27 protein-coding genes and 1 pseudogene are annotated in these 24,253 nt (G+C 75.1%); 15 read left to right on the top strand and 13 right to left on the bottom strand.

The genetic code is table 11. The annotated features are described in order from the left end of the window. Positions 1-82 precede the first annotated feature (82 nt). From narI to CELF_RS15650, 4 genes and pseudogenes are all read right to left on the bottom strand, one after another. Positions 83-457, bottom strand: a pseudogene (gene narI, locus CELF_RS15635) (respiratory nitrate reductase subunit gamma); the annotation flags it as partial. Then, a complete protein-coding gene (narJ, locus tag CELF_RS15640; protein ID WP_013772240.1) occupies positions 457-1,161 on the bottom strand; it encodes a nitrate reductase molybdenum cofactor assembly chaperone in 705 nt (234 codons plus the stop codon). The gene narJ and the pseudogene narI, both read right to left, overlap by 1 nt. Next, a complete protein-coding gene (gene narH, locus CELF_RS15645) occupies positions 1,158-2,888 on the bottom strand; it encodes a nitrate reductase subunit beta (protein ID WP_013772241.1) in 1,731 nt (576 codons plus the stop codon). The genes narJ and narH overlap by 4 nt, the downstream gene beginning before the upstream one ends. A gap of 2 nt (positions 2,889-2,890) precedes the next feature. After that, positions 2,891-6,601, bottom strand: a complete 3,711-nt coding sequence (locus tag CELF_RS15650) for a nitrate reductase subunit alpha (RefSeq protein WP_013772242.1) — start codon at positions 6,599-6,601, stop codon at positions 2,891-2,893. A gap of 109 nt (positions 6,602-6,710) precedes the next feature. Here CELF_RS15650 and CELF_RS15655 point away from each other — a divergent pair, with 109 nt between their 5' ends. Continuing rightward, positions 6,711-7,859, top strand: a complete 1,149-nt coding sequence (locus tag CELF_RS15655; protein WP_013772243.1) for a zinc-dependent alcohol dehydrogenase — start codon at positions 6,711-6,713, stop codon at positions 7,857-7,859. Between the two features lie 97 nt (positions 7,860-7,956). After that, positions 7,957-8,523, top strand: coding sequence for a hypothetical protein (locus CELF_RS15660; RefSeq protein ID WP_013772244.1), 567 nt, complete (start codon positions 7,957-7,959; stop codon positions 8,521-8,523). A 172-nt stretch (positions 8,524-8,695) separates the two neighbouring features. Here the strand turns inward: CELF_RS15660 and CELF_RS19675 are convergent, their stop codons facing one another. Continuing rightward, positions 8,696-9,238 carry a methyltransferase gene (locus CELF_RS19675; RefSeq protein WP_013772245.1) on the bottom strand — a complete coding sequence of 181 codons (543 nt, stop codon included), beginning with the start codon at positions 9,236-9,238 and terminating at the stop codon, positions 8,696-8,698. Positions 9,239-9,570: 332 nt separating this feature from the next. Between CELF_RS19675 and CELF_RS15670 the strand changes: the two genes are divergently transcribed. Further along, on the top strand, positions 9,571-11,064 hold the full coding sequence (locus CELF_RS15670; RefSeq protein WP_013772246.1) for a DHA2 family efflux MFS transporter permease subunit: 1,494 nt from the start codon (positions 9,571-9,573) through the stop codon (positions 11,062-11,064). Beyond that, complete coding sequence (locus tag CELF_RS15675; protein WP_013772247.1) at positions 11,064-11,459, top strand: hypothetical protein; 396 nt, start codon at positions 11,064-11,066, stop codon at positions 11,457-11,459. Before CELF_RS15670 ends, CELF_RS15675 begins: the two co-directional genes overlap by 1 nt. A 51-nt stretch (positions 11,460-11,510) precedes the next feature. Here CELF_RS15675 and CELF_RS15680 read toward each other — a convergent pair whose 3' ends face one another. After that, positions 11,511-12,266, bottom strand: coding sequence for a hypothetical protein (locus tag CELF_RS15680; RefSeq protein ID WP_013772248.1), 756 nt, complete (start codon positions 12,264-12,266; stop codon positions 11,511-11,513). Positions 12,267-12,315: 49 nt separating this feature from the next. Beyond that, positions 12,316-13,329, bottom strand: a complete 1,014-nt coding sequence (locus tag CELF_RS15685) for an AraC family transcriptional regulator (RefSeq protein ID WP_013772249.1) — start codon at positions 13,327-13,329, stop codon at positions 12,316-12,318. Positions 13,330-13,432: 103 nt separating this feature from the next. Here CELF_RS15685 and CELF_RS15690 point away from each other — a divergent pair, with 103 nt between their 5' ends. Next, positions 13,433-14,140 (top strand): class I SAM-dependent methyltransferase, encoded by a 708-nt coding sequence (locus tag CELF_RS15690; RefSeq protein ID WP_013772250.1) that lies wholly within the window; start codon positions 13,433-13,435, stop codon positions 14,138-14,140. Here CELF_RS15690 and CELF_RS15695 read toward each other — a convergent pair. Next, a complete protein-coding gene (locus CELF_RS15695; protein WP_013772251.1) occupies positions 14,097-14,711 on the bottom strand; it encodes a hypothetical protein in 615 nt (204 codons plus the stop codon). The two genes, CELF_RS15690 and CELF_RS15695, sit on opposite strands and share 44 nt — an antisense overlap. A gap of 84 nt (positions 14,712-14,795) precedes the next feature. On the opposite strand from CELF_RS15695, the gene CELF_RS20210 reads away from it, so the two are divergent. Then, the gene (locus CELF_RS20210; protein ID WP_013772252.1) at positions 14,796-15,512 is read left to right on the top strand and encodes a GNAT family N-acetyltransferase; all 717 of its coding nucleotides are present in this window, start codon (positions 14,796-14,798) and stop codon (positions 15,510-15,512) included. Between the two features lie 104 nt (positions 15,513-15,616). On the opposite strand, the gene CELF_RS15705 is transcribed toward CELF_RS20210, so the two are convergent. The 4 genes from CELF_RS15705 to CELF_RS20215 form a co-directional block, all read right to left on the bottom strand. After that, positions 15,617-16,891: a glycoside hydrolase family 16 protein gene (locus CELF_RS15705; protein WP_013772253.1), complete on the bottom strand. Its 1,275-nt coding sequence runs from the start codon at positions 16,889-16,891 to the stop codon at positions 15,617-15,619. A gap of 153 nt (positions 16,892-17,044) precedes the next feature. Next, the gene (locus tag CELF_RS15710; protein ID WP_013772254.1) at positions 17,045-18,373 is read right to left on the bottom strand and encodes an RNA polymerase sigma factor; all 1,329 of its coding nucleotides are present in this window, start codon (positions 18,371-18,373) and stop codon (positions 17,045-17,047) included. Beyond that, entirely contained in the window at positions 18,370-18,747 is a 378-nt protein-coding gene (locus CELF_RS15715) for a YciI family protein (RefSeq protein ID WP_013772255.1), read from the bottom strand. The genes CELF_RS15710 and CELF_RS15715 overlap by 4 nt, the downstream gene beginning before the upstream one ends. A gap of 128 nt (positions 18,748-18,875) precedes the next feature. Then, positions 18,876-19,136: a hypothetical protein gene (locus tag CELF_RS20215; RefSeq protein ID WP_041553573.1), complete on the bottom strand. Its 261-nt coding sequence runs from the start codon at positions 19,134-19,136 to the stop codon at positions 18,876-18,878. Positions 19,137-19,263: 127 nt separating this feature from the next. On the opposite strand from CELF_RS20215, the gene CELF_RS15725 reads away from it, so the two are divergent. From CELF_RS15725 to CELF_RS15735, 3 genes are all read left to right on the top strand, one after another. After that, positions 19,264-20,499 (top strand): wax ester/triacylglycerol synthase domain-containing protein, encoded by a 1,236-nt coding sequence (locus CELF_RS15725; protein ID WP_013772256.1) that lies wholly within the window; start codon positions 19,264-19,266, stop codon positions 20,497-20,499. A 4-nt stretch (positions 20,500-20,503) separates the two neighbouring features. Beyond that, a complete protein-coding gene (locus tag CELF_RS15730; RefSeq protein WP_013772257.1) occupies positions 20,504-20,989 on the top strand; it encodes a PPOX class F420-dependent oxidoreductase in 486 nt (161 codons plus the stop codon). 63 nt (positions 20,990-21,052) lie between these two features. Next, positions 21,053-21,529 carry a GrpB family protein gene (locus tag CELF_RS15735; RefSeq protein WP_013772258.1) on the top strand — a complete coding sequence of 159 codons (477 nt, stop codon included), beginning with the start codon at positions 21,053-21,055 and terminating at the stop codon, positions 21,527-21,529. Positions 21,530-21,776: 247 nt separating this feature from the next. On the opposite strand, the gene CELF_RS15740 is transcribed toward CELF_RS15735, so the two are convergent. Continuing rightward, complete coding sequence (locus CELF_RS15740) at positions 21,777-22,877, bottom strand: GTP-binding protein (RefSeq protein WP_013772259.1); 1,101 nt, start codon at positions 22,875-22,877, stop codon at positions 21,777-21,779. A 55-nt stretch (positions 22,878-22,932) separates the two neighbouring features. Between CELF_RS15740 and rpmB the strand changes: the two genes are divergently transcribed. The 6 genes from rpmB to rpmF are packed head-to-tail and all read left to right on the top strand — an operon-like array spanning position 22,933 to position 24,246. Continuing rightward, complete coding sequence (gene rpmB / locus CELF_RS15745; RefSeq protein WP_013772260.1) at positions 22,933-23,172, top strand: 50S ribosomal protein L28; 240 nt, start codon at positions 22,933-22,935, stop codon at positions 23,170-23,172. Then, positions 23,169-23,342 (top strand): 50S ribosomal protein L33, encoded by a 174-nt coding sequence (gene rpmG / locus CELF_RS15750; RefSeq protein WP_013772261.1) that lies wholly within the window; start codon positions 23,169-23,171, stop codon positions 23,340-23,342. The genes rpmB and rpmG overlap by 4 nt, the downstream gene beginning before the upstream one ends. After that, positions 23,342-23,647: a 30S ribosomal protein S14 gene (gene rpsN, locus CELF_RS15755; protein ID WP_013772262.1), complete on the top strand. Its 306-nt coding sequence runs from the start codon at positions 23,342-23,344 to the stop codon at positions 23,645-23,647. Before rpmG ends, rpsN begins: the two co-directional genes overlap by 1 nt. A 37-nt stretch (positions 23,648-23,684) precedes the next feature. Next, on the top strand, positions 23,685-23,957 hold the full coding sequence (locus CELF_RS15760) for a type B 50S ribosomal protein L31 (protein ID WP_013772263.1): 273 nt from the start codon (positions 23,685-23,687) through the stop codon (positions 23,955-23,957). Then, positions 23,954-24,076, top strand: a complete 123-nt coding sequence (ykgO, locus tag CELF_RS15765) for a type B 50S ribosomal protein L36 (RefSeq protein ID WP_013115415.1) — start codon at positions 23,954-23,956, stop codon at positions 24,074-24,076. The genes CELF_RS15760 and ykgO overlap by 4 nt, the downstream gene beginning before the upstream one ends. After that, entirely contained in the window at positions 24,076-24,246 is a 171-nt protein-coding gene (gene rpmF / locus CELF_RS15770) for a 50S ribosomal protein L32 (RefSeq protein ID WP_013772264.1), read from the top strand. The genes ykgO and rpmF overlap by 1 nt, the downstream gene beginning before the upstream one ends. The last annotated feature ends 7 nt before the right edge of the window (positions 24,247-24,253 follow it).

Here is a 24,253-nt window from a genome sequence, read left to right on the forward strand (position 1 = left end):
CCCAGCCGACGGCGGCGGCGCGTCGGCGCGCGAGGCCCACGAGGCGGGGCGGCCGGAGGGTGCGCCACAGGTCCCGCAGACGCCGAGAGCGGGACGGGTTCGCCATGAACACGGGCCCGGTGCGGCGGCGCCGCCAGACGAGGATCGCGACCCCGACGAGCGTGCAGAAGCCCGCGATCCCGCCGATGACCAGCGCCATCGCGTGGTACGCCTCCTGCGAGAGGCCCGCGGCGTCGGTCCAGGCCTGCGGGATCACGAGGCCGCCGACGTGCCCGACGATGACGAACACCAGCCCGAAGTGGAACAGCGGGCTGCCGATGCGCAGCAGCCGCGACTCGTAGAGCTGCGACGAGCGCGTCGTCCAGCCGAACTGGTCGTACCGGTACCGCCAGATCGTCCCGCCGACGAGCGTGACGATGGCGAGGTAGGGCACGACGCCCCACAGCAGGACGTCCATCAGCGGCCTCCCCCGGTCGGTGCCGGGACCACGGGCCCGGCGGACGTGCCGGGTAGGCCCCCGGCGAGCGGCAGCAGGCGCGGGTCGGCGGCGTCGAGCCCGACGGACTCGCGCGGCGGCCCGGCCTGCGCCATGGCGTGCACCGCGGCCCGGTCGGTGGGCGACGCGCCCGGCAGGGTCGCGCACACGGCGTCGAGCAGGCCCGCCCAGGGGACGTCGTCGTCCTCGAGCGCGAGCCGGATGAGCTCGAGGCTGGGCCGGTACTCCTGCAGGAGCACGGGCCCGTCGACGGGGTCGGCGACCGCGGCGTACTCCAGCACGAGCGGCAGGTGGTCGGGCAGCTCCCCGCCCGTCTGCACGAGCATGCCGCTGGCCCGGTACCGCTCCTTGAACCGCGCGAGGATCTCGCCGCGGCGGCGCGTGTCGCCGTCGGTCCAGTACGACAGGTGCAGCGCGCGCCGGCCGGACAGGTCGAACAGCTCGACGTACCGCCGCTGCAGGTCCGCGAGCGGCGTCGCGACGGCGTGGTCGAGGAACCGGCGCAGCCCGTCGCGCGCGCGCCCGGCGGGCAGCTCGTCGACGGCCGCGACGAGCAGCGGCAGCCGGTCGACGAGCGCGTCGTCGGGGTAGGCGAGGCACCACGAGGCGACCTGGTGGACGACGCGCGCGTCGCGCGCGGCCCGCTCGGCGGCGCGGCGCCTCACGGCTGGCCGTCCACGGCCGGACCGTCGGTCGCTCCCCCGGTCGCGCCCGGCCCGTCGGCCGTCGCGCGGCCCGGCGCCGTGCGCGGGAACAGCCCTTCGGGGGTGCCCTTGCCGTCCCAGTTGAGCAGGTTGACGCGGCCGCGCATCTCGTCGGGCGTCGCCAGCCCGTCGGACGTCTGCCGCTGCTTCAGCGCGTGGAACGTCTCGACGGCGACGGGCACGGGCCGGCCGGACGCCTCGCCGAACGGCGCCTGCTCGTACATGCCGGGGCCCTCGTCGAAATCGAGCGAGCAGCCGAGCTCCTCGAGCTCGTGCCCGCGCTCCTCGTGCGCCTTGGGGATGACGTACCGGTCCTCGTACTTCGCGATCGCGAGCAGCCGGTACATCGCGTACATGAGCTGGCCGGACATCCCGACGGACGCGGGGATGCGCTCGTCGGCGCCGTCGCCGAGCGTGATGCCGCGCAGGTAGCCGCGCATCGCGGCGAGCCGCCGCAGCACGCCGGTGACGACCTCGGTGTCGCCCGCGGTGAACAGCGACGCGAGGTACTCCACGGGGATGCGCAGCGCCTCGATCGCGCCGAACAGGTTGCCGTGGTCCTCGGCGTCGTGCCCCTGCTCGCGCAGCAGGTCGACGACGGGCGACAGCGGCGGGACGTACCAGACCATCGGCATGGTCCGGTACTCGGGGTGCAGCGGGAGGGCGACGCGGTACGTCTTGGCGAGCGCGTAGACGGGCGAGCGTCGGGCGGCGTCCATCCAGTCCGCCGGGATGCCCTGCTCACGCGCCGCAGCGATCACGCCCGGGTCGGACGGGTCGAGCATGAGGTCGAGCTGCGCCTCGTAGAGGTCCTGCTCGTCCGGGACGGACGCGGCACCGGTGACCCGGTCGGCGTCGTACAGGACGAGCCCGATGTACCGCAGCCGCCCGACGCACGTCTCCGAGCAGACGGTGGGCAGGCCCACCTCGACGCGCGGGTAGCAGAACGTGCACTTCTCGGCCTTGCCGGTCTTGTGGTTGAAGTAGATCTTCTTGTACGGGCAGCCCGTGATGCACTGGCGCCAGCCGCGGCAGCGGTCCTGGTCCACCAGGACGATCCCGTCCTCGGCCCGCTTGTAGATCGCGCCCGACGGGCACGACGCCATGCACGACGGGTTGAGGCAGTGCTCGCAGATCCGCGGCAGGTACATCATGAACGTCTTCTCGAGCTCGAACCGGATCCGGTCCTCGGACTCGGCGCGGACCTTCGCGACCATCGGGTCGAGGTGGCCCATCTCGGCGGTGCCGCCCAGGTTGTCGTCCCAGTTCGCGGACCAGCGGATCTTGGTGTCCTCGCCCGTGATGAGCGACTTGGGGCGCGCGACGGGGAAGTCGTCGCCCAGCGGCGCGTCGGTGAGGTTCTCGTAGTCGTACGTCCACGGCTCGTAGTAGTCCTCGAGCTTCGGCTGCACGGGGCTCGCGAAGATCGTCAGGAGCTTCTTGACGCGGCCGCCGGCCTTGAGGGTGAGCCGGCCGCGCCGGTTGAGCGTCCACCCACCGCGCCACTGCTCCTGGTCCTCGTACCGCCGCGGATACCCCTGGCCGGGGCGCGTCTCGACGTTGTTGAACCACACGTACTCGACGCCCGCGCGGTTCGTCCACGCCTGCTTGCACGTCACCGAGCAGGTGTGGCAGCCGATGCACTTGTCGAGGTTCATCACCATCGCCATCTGGGCCATCACGCGCATGGTCAGTACTCCACGTCCTGCGAGCGGCGGCGGATCGTCGCCACCATGTCCCGCTGGTTGCCGGTCGGACCGAGGTAGTTGAACGTGTAGGACAGCTGCGCGTAGCCGCCGACGAGGTGCGTCGGCTTCACGAGCAAGCGCGTCACGGAGTTGTGGATGCCGCCGCGGCGGCCCGTCTTCTCCGACTTCGGCACGTCGATCGTGCGCTCCTGCGCGTGGTGGACGAAGACGATCCCGGCGGGCATGCGGTGCGTGACGATCGCGCGGGCGACGAACACGCCGTTGCCGTTGACGCACTCGACCCAGTCGTTGTCCGCCGCGCCGATCGCGGCGGCGTCCTGCACCGACATCCAGCACGTCGGCCCGCCGCGTGACAGCGAGAGCATGAGCAGGTTGTCCTGGTACTCGGAGTGGATGGACCACTTGTTGTGCGGCGTCAGGTACCGCACGGTGACCTGCGCCGACCCGTCGGGCCCGAGCCGTGGCTCCCCGAGCAGCGTGTGCAGGTCGAGGGGTGGTCGGTAGATCGGCAGCGCCTCGCCGAGGTCCGTCATCCAGTCGTGGTCGAGGAAGAGGTGCATGCGCCCGGTGAGCGTGTGCCACGGCTTGAGCCGCTCGACGTTGACCGTGAACGGCGCGTACCGCCGCCCGCCCGTCTCGGAGCCGGACCACTCGGGCGACGTGATGACGGGGACCGGTCGCGCCTGCGTGTCCGCGAAGGTGATCCGCTTCTCCTCCGACCCCTCCGCGAGGTCGGCGAGCGGCTTGCCGACGCGGCGCTCGAGCGTCCGGAAGCCCTGCGTCGCGAGCTCGCCGTTGGTCGTGCCGGACAGCGACAGGATCGCCTCGGCGAGCTTGACGTCGGTGTCGAGCGCCGGTCGCCCGTCGCCCGCGCCGCCGAGCATGACGCCGTTGAGCCGCCCGAGCCGCTCGACCTCGTGCTCCAGGCGGTACGTGACGTTCTTGATCGTGAACCCGAGCCGGTCCGCGAGCGGGCCGAGGGACGCGAGCTTGTCCGCGATCGCGGTGTAGTCCCGCTCGACGACCTGCAGCAGCGGCATCGTCACGCCGGGCGTGGCGGGTGCGTCGCCGCGCGCCCAGTCCCGCGCGTGCCCGCCCGCCTGCACGGCCTCGCCCGGGGTGTCGTGCTGCACCGGGACGCTCACGACGTCGTGGCGCGTGCCCAGGTGCGTGCGCGCGAGGTCCGAGAACCGGCGGGCGACCAGGTGGAACGCGTCGAAGTCCGAGCGCGCCTCCCACGGCGGGTCGATCGCCGGGGTGAACGCGTGCACGAACGGGTGCATGTCCGTCGACGACAGGTCGTACTTCTCGTACCAGGTCGCCGCGGGCAGGACCACGTCCGACAGCAGCGTCGTCGACGTCATCCGGAAGTCCGCGCTGACGAGCAGGTCGAGCTTTCCCTCGGGGATGTCGTCGCGCCACGTCACGCTCGTCGGGCGCACGTCGGACTGCTCGGCCGTGACGTTGGAGTGCGTGCCGAGCAGGTGCTTGAGGAAGTACTCGTTGCCCTTGGCCGACGACCCCAGCAGGTTCGCGCGCCACAGGATCAGCGTGCGCGGCCAGTTCTCCGGGGCGTCGACGTCCTCGACCGCGAACCGCACGCGCCGGTCGGTGATCCGCTCGACGAGCGCGTCGACGGGTGTGTCCGCCTCTCCCGCGTCGGCGGCCGCCCGGATCTCGTCGGCCAGGTCGAGGGGGTTGCGGTCGAACTGCGGGTAGAACGGCATCCAGCCGAGCCGCGCCGACTGCGCGATCGTGTCCGCGGTGTGCATCCCCGCGAGGTGCCCCTCGGCCAGCGGGGACGCGAGCGCGTCCGCGCGGTACCCGTCGAACCGCCACTGGTCGGTGTGCATGTACCAGTACGACGTGCCCGTCATGGTGCGCGGCGGCCGCGACCAGTCGAGCGCGTTCGCGAGCGACAGCCACCCGGTCAGCGGGCGGCACTTCTCCTGCCCGACGTAGTGCGCCCAGCCGCCGCCGTTGCGCCCGAAGCAGCCCGTGAGCGCGAGCAGCGCGAGCACCGCGCGGTACGTGGCGTCGCCGTGGAACCACTGGCAGATGCCGGCGCCCATGATGATCATCGACCGGCCCCGCGACTTCTCGGCGTTGGCCGCGAACTCCCGCGCGATGCGCGTGCACGCGGCCGCCGGGACGGACGTGATGGCCTCCTGCCACGCGGGTGTGTACGGGGTGGCGGCGTCGTCGTAGCCGGCGGCCCAGCTGCCCGGGAGCCCCGGCCGGCCGACGCCGTACTGCGCGAGCATGAGGTCGTAGACCGTGGTGACGAGGTGGTCCCCGACCCGCCGCGCGGGGACCCCGCGGCGCAGCACCGAGCCCGAGCCGTCCGGCTGGTCGAACACGGGCAGCAGGACGGGCACCGCCTCGGACGCCCCGTGCGCGTCGGCCGCGCTGAGCGCCGGGCGCACGCCCTCCAGGTCGAGGTTCCAGCGGCCCTCGCCCGAGTCGGTGTAGCGGAAGCCCATCGACCCGTTCGGCACGACCGGCGCGCCTGTCGTCTCGTCGAGCAGGACCGTCTTCCACTCGTCGCCCTCGGCCGGCGGGGTCGCGGCACCCGGCAGGTCCGACGCGCGCAGGAACTTCGACGGCACGAACCCGCCCTCGGGGTGCTGCCGGAGCGTCACGAGGAACGGCAGGTCCGTGTACTGCTTCACGTAGTCGCGGAAGAACGGCACGTCCCGGTCGACGAGGTACTCGCGCAGGACGACGTGCCCCATCGCCATCGCGAGCGCCGCGTCCGTGCCCGCCTGCGCGGGCAGCCACTCGTCGGCGAACTTCGTGTTGTCCGCGTAGTCCGGGGACACCGTGACGACCTTCGTGCCGCGGTAGCGCACCTCCGCCATCCAGTGCGCGTCCGGCGTGCGCGTCACCGGGACGTTCGAGCCCCACATCATGAGGTACGTCGCGTCCCACCAGTCGCCCGACTCCGGGACGTCCGTCTGGTCGCCGAACATCTGCGGGCTCGCGACCGGCAGGTCCGCGTACCAGTCGTAGAACGACGTCATCACGCCGCCGATGAGCTGCACGAACCGGGTCCCGACGCAGTGCGACACGATCGACATCGCCGGGATCGGCGAGAACCCCGCGCACCGGTCCGGCCCGTACCGCTTGATCGTGTGCACGTGCGCGGCGGCCACCATCTCGACGGCCTCGTCCCACGAGACCCGCTGGAGCCCGCCCTTGCCGCGCGCGCGCTGGTACCGGCGGCGGCGCTCGGGATCACCGACGACGTCCGCCCACGCCAGCACCGGGTCCTTCAGGCGGGCCTTCGCCTCCCGGTACATCTCGACGAGCACGCCCCGCGCGTACGGGTACCGCACGCGCGTCGGCGAGTACGTGTACCAGGAGAACGCGGCTCCCCGGGGGCAGCCGCGCGGCTCGTACTCCGGCCGGTCCGGGCCTGCCGACGGGTAGTCCGTCTGCTGCGCCTCCCACGTGATGATGCCGTCCTTGACGTACACCTTCCACGAGCACGAGCCCGTGCAGTTGACGCCGTGCGTGGACCGGACCACCTTGTCGTGCCGCCACCGGTCCCGGTAGAACGCGTCGCCGCGCCGCCCGCCCTTCCGGAAGACGGCCCGCCCGTCGGCGGTCTCGTCCCACCTCGTGAAGAAGCGCCCTGCCTGCAGGAGCGCGTCGGTCGCCGGTCCGTCGAGTCGAGCTCCGTCGCCCATGGGCCGACCCTGCCGGAGACCTCCCGCGGTCGCCACCGGAGCCCGCGCGTGCGAGCCTGGCGGGAGCGTCGGGCCCGGGCGCGCACCGACGGCTCGCGAGGGGCGCCCCATGCGCGCGATGGTCTACCGAGGTCCCTACAAGGTCCGGGTCGAGGAGAAGCCCGACCCCCGCATCGAGCACCCGAACGACGCGGTCGTGCGGGTCACCTGCGCCTCGATCTGCGGCTCCGACCTGCACCTCTACCACGGGATGATCCCCGACACCCGGGTCGGGCACACGTTCGGCCACGAGTTCGTCGGCGTCGTCGAGCAGGTCGGCCCGTCCGTGCAGAACCTGTCCGTCGGCGACCGCGTCATGGTGCCGTTCAACATCTACTGCGGCACGTGCTTCTTCTGCGCGCGCGGCCTGTACTCGAACTGCCACAACGTCAACCCCAACGCGACCGCCGTCGGCGGCATCTACGGCTACTCGCACACCGCGGGCGGCTACGACGGCGGGCAGGCCGAGCTCGTGCGGGTGCCGTTCGCCGACGTCGGCCCGTCCCGCATCCCCGACTGGCTGCCCGACGAGGACGCGGTGCTGCTCACCGACGCGTGCGCGACCGGCTACTTCGGCGCCCAGCTCGGCGACATCTCCGAGGGCGACGTCGTCGTCGTGCTCGGCGCCGGGCCCGTCGGTCTGTTCGCCGCGCGATCCGCGTGGCTCATGGGCGCGGGCCGCGTGATCGTCGTCGACCACCTCGACGAGCGCCTCGACAAGGCGCGCACCTTCGCGTACGCCGAGACCGTCAACTTCGCGCAGGTCGACGACCTCGTGGTGCACCTCAAGCGCACGACCGGGTGGCTCGGCGCGGACGTCGTCATCGACGCGGTCGGTGCCGAGGCCGACGGGAACCTCACGCAGCACGTCACGGGCGCCAAGCTCAAGCTGCAGGGCGGCTCGCCCGTCGCGCTCAACTGGGCGATCGACTCCGTCCGCAAGGGCGGCACCGTGTCCGTCATGGGCGCCTACGGGCCGATCTTCTCCGCCGTGAAGTTCGGCGACGCCGTCAACAAGGGCCTGACGATCCGCACCAACCAGGCGCCCGTGAAGCGCCAGTGGCCGCGGCTGCTCGAGCACGTCCGGGCCGGCCACCTGCGGCCGAGCGACGTCGTCACCCACCGCCTGCCGCTCGACGACATCGCCGAGGGCTACCACATGTTCTCCGCGAAGCTCGACGGCTGCATCAAGACCCTGGTGCTGCCGGGCGCGCACTGACGCGTCTGCCCGCCGTCCGGCCACCGCCCGGCCGCCGTCCGCCCGTCGCCCGCCCGTCGCCCGTCTGTCGCCCGTCTGTCGCCCGAAGGAGCCGACCGTGCCGTACACCGCCGACAAGCCGCCGCTGCCCGAGACGCCCGAGCAGCTCGCCGCCCGCATCCCCGGCTGGGGGGCCGACAAGGACCCCGCCGACCGCCCCTCCGTCCCGCGCGAGCGCCGCGACCTCGAGACCGGCGCGCACTGGACCGAGCCCGAGCAGCAGCCCGAGCTCACCCCGCGCGAGAGGTCGGTCGAGCACCCGCGCCTCACACCGGTGTTCGGCACCGCCCAGCCGCTGCACGGCCTGTCCGGGGTGATCCGCCGCCACGCCTACGCCGCCTACAGCGAGGGGCGCGCCGCGCACTGGCTCCTGCTCGTCGCGGCCGACCGCGTCGACGCCGTCGAGCAGCACCTCGCGTCGCTCGCCACCCTGCGTCCCGACAACCCCCTGACGGAGACGGGCGTGCTCGCCGAGGGCCGCCGGCACGGGCTGCGCTCGCGCACCGAGGGCCACCGCGTCGACACGCACCACCAGGGCATCGACCCGCTCCTGGTCGCGGGCCCGTTCGTCCTCGCCGCCGCGGGCGCGGTGGTCGCCGTCCGGGCGCTGCGTCGCCGGGTCTGACGCCCCTCGGTGCGTCTCCCGCACGCACGACCGGCCGAGCCGACCGTCGGGAGGGTGGTCGCCGCTGCCCCGGGCGCGCCTGCCCGGACCCCTGCTCTCTCTGTCGACAGGCGTGCGGCCGCGCTCCCCGGGACGACCGCCGCCGGCAGGCTCCGCACGGGGAGGCACGCCCCTAGGTGGTCGGGCGGCGCGCGACGACGACCGCTCCCGCGTCCGGGTCCTCGTCGGGCCCTCGGGCGCGGACCGACAGGCCCGCGCCCGTCAGGCTCGCGGCGACCCGGGCCGCGATGTCCGCGCGCCGCGCCGGGTCCGGCGGGTGCTGCACGGCGACCACGACCGCCCCGGGCGCGAGGTGCCGGACGAGCGTCGCGACCTCGGCCGTCGCCGGACCCGTCCACAGCACGTTGACGTCCACCAGGACGACGACGTCGAACCGCGCGTCGGGGCCGACCGCCGCCGTGAGGTCCGCGAGCGCCGCCTCGTGGACCGTCAGCCGGCCGGCGGCCACCGCCGCGGCGTTGCGTCCGCGCGTGCGTCGGACCGCGAGGGGCGAGCGGTCCACGGCGGTCGCCACGAGCCCCGGGTGCGCGGCGAGGAGCTCCTGCAGCAGGAGCCCGGCACCGGGGCCGACCTCGAGGAGCCGTTCGCCGCCGGTCAGGAGGGTCGCGACGGTGGCGACGTCGGACGCGAGCCGGCGATCTCGTCCCGGCGCCACGCGGCTCCCCTCTCGCGTCCCTGGGCGTGCCCGCCCCGGCCCGTCCCCTCGCGGAGAGGTCCGGCAGTCGCACCGTGCCGCACGTCCGGGCCGACTGTCGAGGGCGGTCGCGCACGTCGGGGCCGCTCAGGGCGCCACCCGGCGCGGGAAGCAGCGCGGGGGCCGATGAGTTGTGGGCTGGTGGGCGGTCGGTCCAGGGGGATCCGTACGCGGTCGGCGTATTCGCTCGACCCGTGTCAGACCCCTCCAGAAGACTGGACGCTCCGCCGTCGGTGCCCCGCGCCGCGGCGCGCGCCACCACTCCGCCCGCCACCGGAAGCAAGGTGCCCTCAGTGACCGAGACCCCGACCGTCCCGCTGCGCGACGACCCCGCCGCGAGCGGTGCGCCGGCCGCGTCCCCCGACCGCATGTCCCCGCGCGACCGCCTCGCGGTCACCGTGCTGCTCGTCTCGACCTTCGTCGTCATCCTCAACGAGACGATCATGGGTGTCGCGCTCCCGCGGCTCATGACCGACCTCGCCATCACCGCGTCGACCGCGCAGTGGCTGACCACGGCCTTCATGCTGACGATGGCCGTCGTCATCCCCGTCACCGGGTTCGTGCTGCAGCGCATCACCACGCGCCCCGCGTTCCTGCTGGCCATGACGCTGTTCGCCGTCGGGACGCTGATCTGCGCGATCGCCCCCGGGTTCGTCGTGCTGCTGCTCGGCCGCATCGTGCAGGCCACCGGCACCGCGATCATGCTGCCGCTGCTCATGACGACCGTCATGACCGTGACCCCGCCCGCCGCGCGCGGGCGCACCATGGGCAACATCTCCGTCGTCATCTCGGTCGCCCCCGCGATCGGCCCGACGATCTCCGGCCTCATCCTGTCGGTGCTGAGCTGGCGGTGGATGTTCGGGCTCGTCCTGCCGATCGCCGTCGTCGCGATCCTGCTCGGCGCCGCGCGCCTGCCGAACGTCACCGAGCCGCGCTACGCGAAGGTCGACGTGGCGTCCGTGATCCTGTCCGCGCTCGGGTTCGGCGGCATCGTCTACGGCCTGTCCGGCTTGGGGGAGATCACCGACGGCGGCGTCGGCACCGCGACCTGGATCGCCCTGGGCGTCGGCGCCGTCACGCTCGTGCTGTTCGTGCTGCGGCAGCGCTCGCTCGCCAAGGTCGACGACGCGCTGCTCGACCTGCGCGTCTTCTCCTCGCGCACGTTCGCGGTGTCCGTGGCGCTGCTCGCGGGTCTCATGGTGTCGCTGTTCGGCGTCATCATCCTGCTCCCCATCTACGCGCAGACCGTCCTCGGGCTCACGACGCTCCAGACGGGCCTGCTGCTCCTGCCAGGCGGCCTGCTCATGGGTCTGCTCGCGCCCGGCGTCGGACGTGCCTACGACCGTGTCGGTCCGCGTCCGCTGCTCATCCCCGGTGCCGTCGCGCTGTCCGCCGCGCTGTGGGGCTTCACGCTCCTGCAGCCCGACTCCTCGCCGTGGATGCTGCTCGCCGGGCACCTCACGATGTCCGCCGGGCTCGCGCTCATGTTCACGCCGCTGTTCACCTCGGCCCTCGGGTCGCTGCCCGCCGAGCGGTACTCGCACGGGTCCGCGGTCGTCGGGACGCTCCAGCAGGTGGCCGGTGCCGCGGGCACCGCGCTGTTCGTCACCGTCCTCACCGCGCAGTCCATCGCGCTCGCGGACGAGGGCGCCTCGGCGACCGCCGCGACCGCCGGCGGCATCCACCTCGCGTTCCTCGTCGGGGCCGTGCTGTCGCTCGCGACGCTGCCCGTCGTGCTCGCCGTCCCCGCCAAGCCGGTCGTCGCGCCGCACGGCGGCGGGCACTGATGACCGGGGTGCCCGAGGGCTGGATCGAGCACCGGCGCGCGGGCGACCGCGAGCTGCTCGGCTGGGTCCGGGTCGACGGCGACGGGTTCGTCGCCGTCGACCGGATCGGCCGGGAGCTCACCGGGGTCGTCGACTGGCACGAGGCCGAGGAGGCGCTCGACGAGCACGGGCTGCACTGGCTCGCCGACCTCTGGCAGCTCACGCTCGACGACGGCCTCGTCGTGCGGGTGCGGATCGCGGAGGTCGCGACCGACCGCGTCGTCGTCGCGACCGACGACTTCGGGAACGTCGACGCGGTCGTCATGCGGCACGTCCTGCCGTTCCCTGCACCCGCGACGTTGCGCCCGTTCGAGGGCGACCGGCACGTGCTCGACGGGGCCGGCCCGACGGGCTGACGGCCGCCGTCGGGCGGCCGTCAGCCTCGCGCCGGGGCGTGCGCGGCGTCGCTAGCGCGCCGCGCGGTCGAGGATCAGCCGCTGCAGGCCCTCGTGGTCGGTGCGCTGCTCGGCGTACACGGGCAGCGCGTAGGTGACACGGAACAGCTCCCCGACGTAGCGCCGGATCCCGAGCGTGTAGCGGTCGTCGCCCGCCCGCAGGCGCGCGGCCACGTCCGGGTGGGCCGCGAGAGCGGCGTCGACCAGCACCGTCAGCCGCTCCGGGTCCGGCACGTGCTGCAGCTCCGCGACTAGCCGCACCGCGTCCGGGCCGAACGCCCAGAACTGCGACCACGGCACGGTCGCGACGACCACGGCCTCGCGCGGCTCGTCCGGCCAGACCTGCACCATGTACCGCTCCAGCGGCTCGTCGTCCCAGGAGCCGTCGCGGAACTGGCGGGAGCCCTCCTGCCCGCCCTCGACCACGTACCGCAGGCGGTACGTCGCCGCGTCCTCGACCGGCACGTCGACGACCTCGCCCTCGCCCGCCCAGCCCGTCATCCGGGCGCCCGGGCCGAGCCGGACGCTCGCTTCGTGGACCGTGTCCCAGGCCGGGTCGAGCGGCACCGGCCCGTCGTGCACCTGGACCTCGAACGGGAGGGTGCCGTGCTGGCGGGCCGTCGTCAGGACGAGGTGGTCCCACGCGGTCATGAGCGCGGGCCACTCCCCGAGCACGCCCAGGTCCTCGGCGGTCGCGTCGCCACCGTCGCCGAGGTGCAGCTCGACCTGTGAGTAGTCGGCGGAGAGGGACCCCGAGCGCGTGATCACGCGCGGAGCCTACGGCGGGCGCGCGGCGACGGTGGCGACGCGCGGTGCGTCAGCGCGTCCCCCGCCGCCACTGCGCGGGCGTGACGCCGTGCTGCTCGCGGAAGCGTCGCACCAGGTAGGCGGCGTCCCGGTGCCCCGTACGCTCCGCGACCACCGCGACCGGCAGGTCCGTCTCGGCCAGCAGCCGGCGCGCCTCGATCATCCGGCGCTCGGTCAGCCACTCCAGCACGGTGCGTCCGGTCCGCTCGCGCACCGCCGTCGTGAGGTGGCCCGGCGTGTACCCCAGCGCCCGGGCGACGTCCCGCGTCGAGACGGGTCGGGCGTACAGCTCCTCGACGGCCGCGAGGACGGCCGTCACGAGCGGGTCGCCGCCGCGCGCCGTCGCCACGTCCTCGGCGCGACCGGGCACGGATCCAGGAGCCTCGTCCGGTCGCAGGGGGTGCGGGGCGAGGCGCGCGACCGAGACGAGGAGCAGCGTGAGGGCGGCCGTGGCCGCCTCGCGCGTCCCCGGCCGGGTCGGCGGGTGGCCGTGCGCGGGTGCCTCCGCGGCCAGCACGGGCAGCAGCGCGGCCCACGACGCGCGCTCGTCCTCGGGCAGGTGCAGCGTCGGCTGGCCGTCGCCGACCGCCGCGAAGGCGGAGAGCAGCGGGTGGTGCCGCCAGGCGAGCGGTGCAGTCGTGGCGCCCGGGACCGCGTCGGCCGTGAAGAACACGACCCACGCGCGGGTGCCGGGGTCGTCCGACGACGCGCCCGCGACGACCTGGCCCGGCGCGAGCAGGCACACGTCGCCTTCGGCCAGGCGAACCGTCCGCCCGTCGACCGTGACCTCCCCGGACCCGCGCTCGACGTGCACGAGCAGCAGGAAGTCGTGCGCGTGCGGGCCGCCCGTCGGCAGCGCGGCTCCCGCCATCTCCGGGCCGGTGAACGACTCGGCGCCGACGGGCGCGCGCCCGGGCCGCCGGTCGTAGCCGACGACCGGCGCACCGTCCGCCCGCCGACGCCGCACCCGCAGGGACGCCGGCGGAGTCAGGCCCGTGCCCGTGCCCGAGGAACGTCGCATCATCGCCGACCATCCGTCCTGGTCCTGCCCCGCCCCCGGCCGGACGCTCGAGGGGACCCCGGCGACGTCCTACCACGCCGCCCCCGACCACGAACAGGTGATGCCGATGTCCCCCCACCCCGCCGTCGTGCTCGTCGACGACCTGCCCACGGGCGCCGACGCCCCCTACCTGCCGCCCGCCGGCAAGGCGGCGTACCTGCCGTTCTACGACCTGCTCAGCCGCGTCACGGGCGTGCGGCGCCGCCACGCGCGGCTCGTCGCCCTCGCCGAGGTCCGGCCCGGCGACCGCGTGCTCGACCTCGGGTGCGGGACCGGCGCGGTCGCGGTCCGCGTGGCACGGACGGTGCCCGGCGCGCACGTCACCGGCCTCGACCCCGACCTCCCCGCGCTGCGCCGCGCCGCGCGCGCCGCCCGACGCGCACGCGTCCCGCTCACGCTCGTGCGCGGCTACGGCCAGTCGCTGCCGCTGCCGGACGCGAGCGTCGACCGCGTCGTCTCGTCGCTCGCGCTGCACCACGTCCCGGCCGACGCGCGCGCCGCGACCGCCGCGGAGATCGCCCGCGTCCTGCGCCCGGGCGGGACGGTCACCGTGCTGGACTTCGGCGCGCACGACCACGGCGGACCGGCCCGGCGCGGGCACCTGCACCGCCGCGGCGACGTCGCCGACCGGCTGCGGGACAACCTCGACGACGGCATCGCGCGGCTGCTGGCCGGCGCGGGCCTGGTCGATGCGCGCGAGGTGGCGTCCGACCGCATCGCCGGCCTCCCGCTCACGTTCGTGCAGGCCGCTCGATCGTCGTCCGGACCGCGGTGACCGTCGGGCGCCGCGGCACGGAGGAGAAGCCGAACGCGACCGGCGGGACGACGGGCTCGAGCGGGCCGCACCCGTGCCCGTCCCACGTGACGCGCGCCCCCGTGACGCGGTGCTGGTCCGTCGCCGAGTACCACTCGCGGCGCCCGCCGCCCGCGCTGCCCCGGGTCCGCACGCCCGGCAGGAACGCGCGCGCGACCGGGTCGGCCAGCGTCGCGAACACCCGCGAGCGCGTGAGCGGGCCGGGGACGAGGCCGAGCAGCGCGCCCAGCGGCGTGCGGGCGCCGACGGTCACGTCGGCCGTCAGGGGGCCGGCGTCCACCGTCCACCGTCGGGACGTCGCGTCGCACGCGACGCGGACCGGCGCGAGCACGACCTCGTCGAACACGTAGGTCGCCGCGATCTCGTCCGCGACCGCGCGCGTCGGGGCGACGAGGGTGCGGTGGCCGTCGGCGTCCTGCGTCATGACGTCCGCGAACGGCGGCCACGGCGAGCGGAGCCACCGGCCCACGACGACCCGGCGGCCGTCCTGCGTCGCGAGCCCGAGGATGTGGCCGTCGTAGCGGTCGAGCACCCGACCAGTGTGGGCCCGGCGACGGACGACCGCACCGGGGCGGCCGGCGACCTCGCGCGGGGCGGCGTGCGGGAGGATCGAGGGGTGACCGACGACCACGTGACGGCGCTCCAGGACCTGACGCTCGCGGACCTCACGCCCGAGGAGGTCCGCGAGGTGTACGACCGGCTGCTCGCGCCGACGTTCCGCCCCGAGGAGCTCATGACGCTCGACGAGGTGCGCGCGGCGTTCACCGGTCCCCAGGCGCAGCCGTCCGTGGTGGTGCTGCAGGGCGGCCGGCCCGTCGCGCTCATGCTCGGCGGCTGGTACGCGGACCGGCGCGCGCTGCTGCTCACGTACCTCGCCGTGGACCCGTCCACGCGGGGGCTCGGTCTCGGCGCGCGCCTCGTCGGGGAGGTGCTGCCGCGCTGGGCCGCCGCGTCGCCGGGGGCGCTCGTGCTCGCCGAGGTCGACGACCCGCGCGCGTGGCCGGCCGACGCGACGCAGGGCGACCCGGTCGCGCGCCTGCGGTTCTACGGGCGGCACGGTGCACGGCTGGTCCCGCTGCCCTACGTGCAGCCGTCGCTGAGCCCGGGGGCGCCGCGCGTCGAGGGGATGCTGCTGCTGCGCCTCGACGCGACGCCGGGCGTGCCGGGAGCCGTGCTGGGGGCGTTCCTCGCGGACTACGTCACGGCCCACGAGGGGCCCGCGGGGCTGGAGGACCCGGTGGTGGCGGGGCTCGTCGCGCAGGCGGCCGCGCTCGACCTCGACGACCTGTGGCCCGTCGACCGGTGGGAGGACGTCGTCCGCCCGTCGCGCTGACCGCGAGGCCGCGCACGTCCGGCGCGTCCCCGTCGGACCGCGCGACCCGTGCCGCGGGGTGCGGGCCGCCCGTCGGCCGCCCGCACCCCGCGGTGCTCATCGGGTCAGAGGTACCACTGCTGGTTGGCCTGGGTGTTGCAGTCCCAGATCTGGACGCGCTGGCCGTCGTGGACGGGCAGGCCGCCCACGCCGTCGAGGCACCGGCCGGACTGCGGGTTCTTCAGCGCCCGCGTCCCGGAGTCGTACGTCCAGCGCTGCGCGCCGGTGCCGTTGCAGGTCCACAGCTGCACGACGGTGCCGTTCGTCTTCCCGCTGTTGCTCACGTCGAGGCACTTGCCGAGCGCACGGATCGTGCCGTCCGAGCCCCGCGTCCACTGCTGGGCGGCGTTGCCGTTGCAGTTCACGACCTGGATCGGGTTGCCGTCGTGGGTCTGCGCCCACGGCACGTCGAGGCACAGGCTGTTCGCGAGCTTGACGGTCCCGGTGCCGGTCGGCAGGCCCCCGCCACCCCCTCCGCCGCCCGACCCGTTGTCGTAGACACGGACGTAGTCGACCTTCATCTGCTGAGGGAGCTGGGTCGTGGCGTCGGGGTAGCCGGGCCACTGGCCGCCGACCGCGACGTTGAGGATGAGGAAGTACGGCTTGTCGAACACCCACGGGTTGCTGCCGACCCGCGAGGTCGTGACCTGGTGGTAGACGTTGCCGTCGACGGACCAGGTGATCGACCCGGGCTTCCAGTCGACGGCGTAGGTGTGGAAGGTGTCGGCGAACGACCAGCCCTGCGGGTGCTGGTACATCCCGGAGATGCCGCTGCCGCCGGAGTAGCCGGGCCCGTGCACGGTGCCGTAGATGCGGTGGGGCTCCTTGCCGACGTTCTCCATGACGTCGATCTCCCCGGAGGACGGCCACGACGTCTGCGGGAAGTCGGCGCCGAGCATCCAGAACGCGGGCCAGATGCCCTGTCCGCGCGGGATCTGGATGCGGGCCTCGACGCGGCCGTACTTCAGCTCGACCTTGTCGTTGCTCTGCAGACGGGCGGACGTGTACGAGCCGTCGGCCTCGCGACGCGCCGTGATGACGAGGTTGCCCTGGCCGTCGAGCGCGGAGTTGCTGCGGGACGTGGTGTAGCTCTGCAGCTCGGCGTTGCCCCAGCCGCCTGCACCGGTGTCGTAGCTCCAGACGCTGCTGTCGGGCGCGCTCCCGGACGCGCCGTCGAACTCCTGCGCCCAGACGATGTCACCCACGGCGGCCTCCGCGGGGGCCGCGGGCGACGAGGCGACGAGTCCGGCCGCGACGAGCGTCGCGGCGCCGAGCGCGGCGGCCGCTGCGCGTCGGCGTCGTGCGGGGATGGGGGTCGCAGTGCGTAGGCGTGCGTGCATCGTGCCTCCTGAGAACCGGTCGGCGAGCGGACGGGCCGGAGTCGGCGTCACCCGCTGACACGTGTCACGTCCTTGCGCACGCGGGGGCGACCTGTCCGTCCGGCGCAGACCGTAACGGCAATGCTGACTGACCGGCAAGTAATCGTTGACAGGTCAACCACCCGCGTCCCCGCGACCGCCGGCACCCGTCGGGTCCGCAGCCGCTCCCGCCTGCGCCGTCGGGGCCGCTCCCCCACCGCCCGCGAGCGCCTGCGCCGCCCGGCGCAGCAGGTGCTCGCGGACCGGCACGTCGTCCGCGAGCTCTGCCGCCCGCGCGAACGCCACGGCCGCCTCGTCGTCACGACCCGCACGCGCCAGCAGGTCCGCGCGCGCCGCCCACCAGGGCTGGAACGCCGGCACCGGCGCGGGCGGCAGCGCCGCGAGCCCCACCTCGGCCCCGTCGAGCCGCCCCACCACCGCGGCGAGGGCGACGCGCGACCCCAGGCTCGGGGCCACGGCGTCGAGCGCGACGTACAGCGTGCGCAGCGCCGCCCAGTCGGTGCGGCCCGTGCGCCGCCGGTCCGCGTGCACCGCCTGGATCGCGGCCTCGAGCCGGAACCGTCCCGGCGGCCCCGGACGCTCGGCACGCCGCAGGAACGCCTCTCCGTCGGCCAGCAGCCGCTCGTCCCAGTCGGCCGGGTCCTGCTCGTCGAGCGGCACGAACGGCCCCGGCCGCCGCCGCGCGAGCGACAGCGTGACGAGCGACGCGAGCGCCCACGCCTCCGCCTCGTCCTGCAGCAGCGTCGCGAGCGTCACGGCCAGGTGCTGCGCCTCCCCCGCCAGGTCGGCGCCGCCCTCGCGCCACGTGATCGCCGCGCACCCGTACACCGCCTCCAGCACGGGCGGCAGACGCTCCGCCATCGCGGCACGGTCCGGCACGACGAACGGGATCCGCGCCGCCGCGATGCGCCGCTTGGCCCGCACCAGCCGCTGCTGCATCGTCCCGGGCGCCACCGCGAACACCCGCGCCACGCGGGCCGAGTCGAGACCGAGCACCGTCTGCAGCATGAGCGGCGTGCGGACGTCCGCCGCGACCGCCGGGTGCGCGCACACGAACAGCAGCGCGAGGCGGCGGTCCGGGATCGCGAGCGGGTCGACGTCCGCGAACGGGTCCACGGCGAAGGCGTCCCGCGTGCCGGCCCCGGCGCGGTCCCACGGCCCCGCGCCGCCGAGCGGGGAGTCCTCCGGCAGCGGGACCGAGCGGCGGTGCGCCGCCGACCGCCACACGTCGCGGACCCGGTTGCGCGCCACCGTCAGGAGCCACGCATCGGGGTTCGCCGGCACGCCCGCGCCCGGCCAACGGCGCAGCGCCTGCTCGAACGCGTCCGCGAGCGCGTCCTCCGCGAGCGCCACGTCGCCGCACCGGGCCGCCAGCAGCGCCAGCAGCCGGCCGTACGAGTCGCGGGCGGCATGCTCGGCCGCCGCCCGCGCCCGCTCGGTCACGCGTTCGGCGTCCAGACGCCGTCGACGGTGAACATCGCGCCCGGCCGCACCTCGACCGGGCCCCACTCCACCGACGGCGCCTGCCGCGCCCACGCGAGCGCCGCGTCCAGGTCGGGCACGTCGACGACGAACGTGCCGCCGAGCTGCTCCTTCGTGTCGGCGAACGGACCGTCCTGCACCTGCAGGGTGCCGTCGACCGTGCGCAGGGTCGTCGTGCTCGTCGAGGGCTGCAGAACCTCCGCGCCGACGAGCACGCCCGCCGCCTGGAGCGTCGCCGCGTACGCCGTGAACGCGCGCTCGCCCTCCGCCCAGCCCTCGTCGCCGAGGGTCTCGGGGCTCATCTCCGGGTAGTGCAGCAGGATCGTGTACCGCATGGCGACCTCCGGTGTCGTCGTGGGACCAGGGTGCACCCGGGTGCCGGGTGCCGCCGGGGCGGGCGCCCCGGCACCGTGATGACGATCCTGCGCACCGGCGACAGACACGCGGCGCGGCCGCTCCGAGGTCAGCGGGCGCGGCTCAGGGACACGACGGCCCACGGCGGCAGCTCGAGGTCGATCTCGAGCACGCCGTCGTCGGACACCGTCAGCTCCCGACGCAGGAGGTCGTCGGCGGTCGCGCGCAGCCGTGCCTCCTGGTCGCGCGTGAGGTCGAGCGGCTCGCCCATCCGGTACCACGCCTCGGCGACGTCGCCGTGGTCCCAGTCGAGCTCTCGAGCCGGTACGTCGCGCCCGGGACGTCCGTCGGGGGTCTGCAGTCTCGCCATGGCACAGCCGCGTGGCACCCACGGCGGACGCGCACCCGGACGCGCCGCCCTCGTGCGACCGCCGGGCGGCCGCGCCGCGGGACGTTCGGACCTGCCGGGCACCGTCGGGTGCGCGGAGACTGCCACGGTGAAGGAACGGCTGACGGTGTTCGACCGCGCGGAGCTCGCGACCGACGTCGGCCCGAACCCGCGGCACATCACCGTGCTGCTGGAGCTCGGCGGTCCGGCGCCGGACGTCGACGACGTGCGCCGCCGCATGCTCGCGGCCGTCGCGCAGCAGCCGCGGCTCACGGCCCGGGTGCGGGCGCGGACCGGCACGCTGCGGCGGCGCGTGTGGGAGACCGGCGCGGTCGACGTCGACCGGCACGTCGTCGCGCAGCACGCACCCGGCGCCGACCCCGTCGCGCTCGCCGTCGCGGACCTGGGCACCGCGATGCCGCCCGACCGCCCGCCCTGGCGGCTCACCGTCGTCGACCTCGCCGCGGAGCGGTCCGCCCTCGTCTGGACGAGCCACCACCTGCTCGGCAACGGGCCCAGCCTGCTGACCCTGCTCGTCGCGGCACTCTCCGACGCCCCGCCGGACGCGCCGTGGCGCGCCCCCGGCCGACGCCCCCGGCCCGTCACCGGTGCCGACGGGCGCGGCCGACCCGGCCGGGCCGGCCGCAGCCCCCTGCTGCGGGAGGTGACCGGCGGCATCGCGGCCGCACCCGTCAGCGTCGACGCGGCCGCCGTGCGCGCCGGCGCCCGCACCTGCGGGGCGACCGTGAACGACGCGCTGCTCTGGGCGTGGGCCCGGGCCTACCGGCGTGCCGACCTCGCGCGCGGCGGACCCGGCGAGCGCGTCGTGCTGTCCGTCCCCGTCACCGTGCCCGGGTCGCGGTTCGGCAACCACGTCGGCACGCTGCGCGTCGCGGTGCCCGCGCTCGACGAGCCCGGCGGCGCGACCGCGCTCGACGACGACGCCGCCGCCGGCCTCGCCGCGCTCGCGGCCCGCACCCGGCACGCCAAGCGTCGCGTCCGGCCCTGGGCGTGGCCGCTCGCCCCCCTCGGCGTCCTGGCCCTGCGCCGGCTCGGCGTCCTGCCGTCGATCCTGCGCCGGCAGCGGCTCATCAGCACCGTCGTCACGCACGCCCCCGGGCCGCCCGCACCCGTGCGCTTCCTGGGGCTGCCGCTCGTCGCGACCGTCCCGCTCGTGCCCGTCGTCGGGAACGTGACGACGTGCGCCGTGGCGCTGTCCGTCGACGGCCGCCTCGACGTGGCCGTCGTCTGCTCGCCGGAGTCCGCCGACCTCGTCGACGCGCTCGCCCGCGACCTGCGGGCCGGCCTCGACGACGTCGCCGCGCTCGCCCGGCGCCTACCGTGAGGACATGGCCCGCACCGTCGCCTCCACCCGCACCGTCGACCTGACCGAGCTGCTCGACTTCGTCCGGCCCCGGCACCATTTCCTGCTCGTCACGCTGCGCCGCGACGGCAGGCCGCAGGTGTCGCCCGTGACCGGCGGCGTCGACGAGCACGGCCGGCTCGTCGTCTCGACCTACCCCGGCCGCGCCAAGGCGGTGAACGCCGAGCGCGACCCGCGCGTCACCGTCTGCGTCCTGTCCGACGACTTCGGCGGTGCGTGGGTGCAGGTCGACGGCGACGCCGAGGTGCTGCACATGCCCGACGCCGAGGACGCGCTCGTCGACTACTACCGCTGCATCGCCGCCGAGCACCCCGACTGGGACGAGTACCGCGCGGCGATGCGCCTGCAGGACAAGTCCCTGATCCGCGTCACCCCGACCCGTTGGGGCCCGATCGCCACCGGCGGGTTCCCGGCCGACGTCGCCGCCCGCCTCGACGCCCAGGACGCGTGACGAGTCCGGACCCGCCCGCGGCAGGTCCGCGGCCGCCCGACGACGACCGGACGAGGAGGTGACGTGCTGATCTTCGCCGACGACCTGCGGGACGCGGCAACGGCGGTCGTGGCCGCCGAGCGTGCGCGGCTCCGCGCCCGGGGCGTGCCCGGCGAGCTGCTGTGGGTGGGCGGGTCGAGCGTCCCCGGCGCCCTGACCCGCGGTGACGTGGACCTGCACCTGCGCGTGCCGCCCGGCGACTTCGTGCAGGTCGTCGAGACGCTGCGGCGCGACCACGTCGTGGTGCACCCCGAGATCTGGTGCGACACCCTCGCGACCTTCGCCGTCGACGCTCCCCTGCCCACGGGCCTCGCGGTCACGCCTGTCGGCTCCGAGCACGACGTGCGCTTCACCCGCACCTGGGAGCTCCTGCGCGCCGACCCGGCGCTCCTCGCGGCCTACAACCGCGTCAAGACGGAGGCGGAGACGACCGCGCCGGACCAGTACGAGTCCCGCAAGTCCGCCTTCTTCGACACCCTCCTCGACGGCGACGCCCCCTGACGGCCCCCTCGTCCCTCCCGGCGCCCGGCGAGGCCCCACCCCCGCCCCTCCCGGCCCGACCTCCGCCCCCTGACCTCCGCCCCCCTGATCCCACCCCGCCGCGCCCTCTCCTCTCTCGTCCCTCTCCGCCCCCACCCTCCCGCCGCCCGCCGCGAGTTCGTCTGGCCCGGTCGAGTTCGTCAGCTCGACCTGACGAACTCGCCTGGAGCTGACGAACTCGCCCGATGACGGCGGGTGGGGGCGGTGGTCAGGCCAGGGTGCGGGTGCCGAGCCAGGGTTCCAGGACGTCCTCACGGCCCAGCCAGGGCCTCAGGCCCGCGCGGTGCTCCGTGTCGGTCATGAGGACGTCGGAGAACGCGTCGACGAGGTCGCCGGCCCAGTCACCGACGCCCGTGAAGACCAGGCGCGTGTCGGGCTCCCGTCGCCCCCACGTGCCGAGCTCGCCGACGGACAGCTGGCCGCCCGCGCCGTCCCACACGCACACGGAGTCGGGCCGGCTCGGGACCCAGAACCGCCCGCGGCTGCGCGCCGCGACGTCACCGAGCCGCTCGACGTGGGCGACGAGCCGCTCGGGGTGCAGGGGGCGGCCGGAGTGCAGGTCGAGGGTCCAGACGCCGTGCGCGGTCGGCGCGCCGGCGGCGGGGGTGACGTGCAGGGGGTCGGCGCGACGGTCGGCGCGCTGGACGTCGTGCACGTGCCGCAGCAGGTCGCGCGGGTCGCCGTGGAGGCGGTCGACGCGTCGGGCGTCGGGGGCGCGCAGGTGGTCGAGCAGGTCGGAGGCGACGGGGTGCGCGGTGCGGTCGCCGCCGACGAGGAGCGTGTCGACGTGCTGGACCTGTGCGGCGATGGCCTCCCCGACGGAGCGCCGGTCGTCCTGCGTGAGTGCGAGCCCTCGCTCGGCGAGCAGGTCGTCGCCGAGCAGGTCGTCCTCGAACGCGTCGAGGTCGAGCGCGGCGACGACGTTCGCGACGCGCACGCCGCGCAGCGCGCCGCCGCGGCGGGTGCTCCACGCGAGGGCACGCGAGACGGGCAGCGACTCGGCGCCGACGGGCAGGGCGAGCGCGACGGCGTCCCAGCGGGGGTCGCGGGCGAGCCGTGCGAGGTGCGGGACGGCGTCCTCGCGCACGGCGCAGCTGAGGCAGGCGTGCTCGAGCGGGATCTCGACGTCCTCCAAGACCCCGTCCCCGCTGACGACGACGCGGCGGATCCGGCCGCCGTCCTCGTCGTCGAGGATGTCGTGCCGCAGCACGACGAGGCGCGGGTGGTCGGTGACGAGTCCGAAGACCGTCGCGTCGCGCACGACGGGGTCGACGGTCGCGAGGACGACGAGCGGCGTGGGTGCGGTCATGCGGCACACCGTACACGGTTGACGGGAATGATTCTCACTATCTACGGTGTCCGCCATGTCCGCTCGCTGCCAGGTGCTCGGCACCGTCCCCGGGTTCGGCCACGCCGTCTCCCACTCCCACCGGCGCACCAAGCGCCGCTGGAACCCCAACGTCCAGCGCCGCACCTTCTTCGTGCCGTCGCTCCGCCGCCGCGTGACCTTCACCGTGTCCGCGCGCGGCATCACGACGATCGACCGCCTCGGCATCGACGTCGTCGTCGCCCGCATGCTCGCCCGCGGGGAGCGGCTGCGATGAGCGGCGCGCGCCGGGCCGACCTGCGGCCCGTCATCAAGCTCCGGTCCACCGCGGGCACGGGCTTCACCTACGTGACCCGCAAGAACCGCCGCAACGACCCCGAGCGGCTCGTGCTGCGCAAGTTCGACCCCGTCGTGCGTCGGCACGTCGACTTCCGCGAGGAGCGCTGATGGCCAGGTCCAGCAAGATCGCCCGCGACGCCCAGCGACGCGAGGTCGTCGCCCGGTACGAGGCTCGCCGCGCCGCTCTCAAGGCCGCGTCGGTCGCCGCGCACGCCACGCCTGACGAGCGCGCCGCCGCCATGGCCGCACTGCACGCCCTGCCCCGCGACGCCTCGCCCACCCGCCTGCGCAACCGCGACGCCGTCGACGGCCGCCCCCGTGCCTACCTCCGGACGTTCGGGCTGTCACGCATCCGGCTGCGGGAGATGGCGCACCGCGGCGAGCTGCCCGGCGTCACGACGTCCAGCTGGTGACGGCCCGGCGCCGCACCCGACGAGAGGAGCACCACCCGTGAAGCAGGGCATCCACCCCGACTACCACCCGGTCGTCTTCCGCGACGCGTCCGCCGACGTCGCGTTCCTCACGCGGTCGACGGCGACGTCGGCGACGACGGTCGAGTGGACCGACGGGAACACCTACCCGGTCGTCGACGTGGAGATCTCGTCGGCGAGCCACCCCTTCTTCACCGGCACCGCGCGCGTCGTGGACACCGCGGGCCGCGTCGAGAAGTTCCGCCGCCGCTACGGCCGGCCCGCCGCCACGTCCCCCGAGGAGCTCCGATGAAGGTCCGCGCGTCGCTCGCGTCGCTGAAGAAGAAGGACGGGTCGATCGTCGTGCGCCGGCACGGCAAGACCTTCGTCATCAACAAGCGGAACCCGCGCTGGAAGGCGCGGCAGGGCTGATGGCGGTCCCGAAGCGCAGGCTCAGCCGCGCCCGCACCCGGACCCGCCGGTCGCAGTGGAAGGCCGCGACGCCCGATCTCGTGCCGGTCACCGTCGAGGGGCGAACCGTCCAGGTCCCCCGCCGTCTCGTCCGGGCCGTGCAGCGGGGGCTGCTGCGGCTGGACGTGTAGGCGGGAA

Source organism: Cellulomonas fimi ATCC 484, from assembly GCF_000212695.1.
Taxonomy (GTDB): Bacteria; Actinomycetota; Actinomycetes; order Actinomycetales; family Cellulomonadaceae; genus Cellulomonas; species Cellulomonas fimi.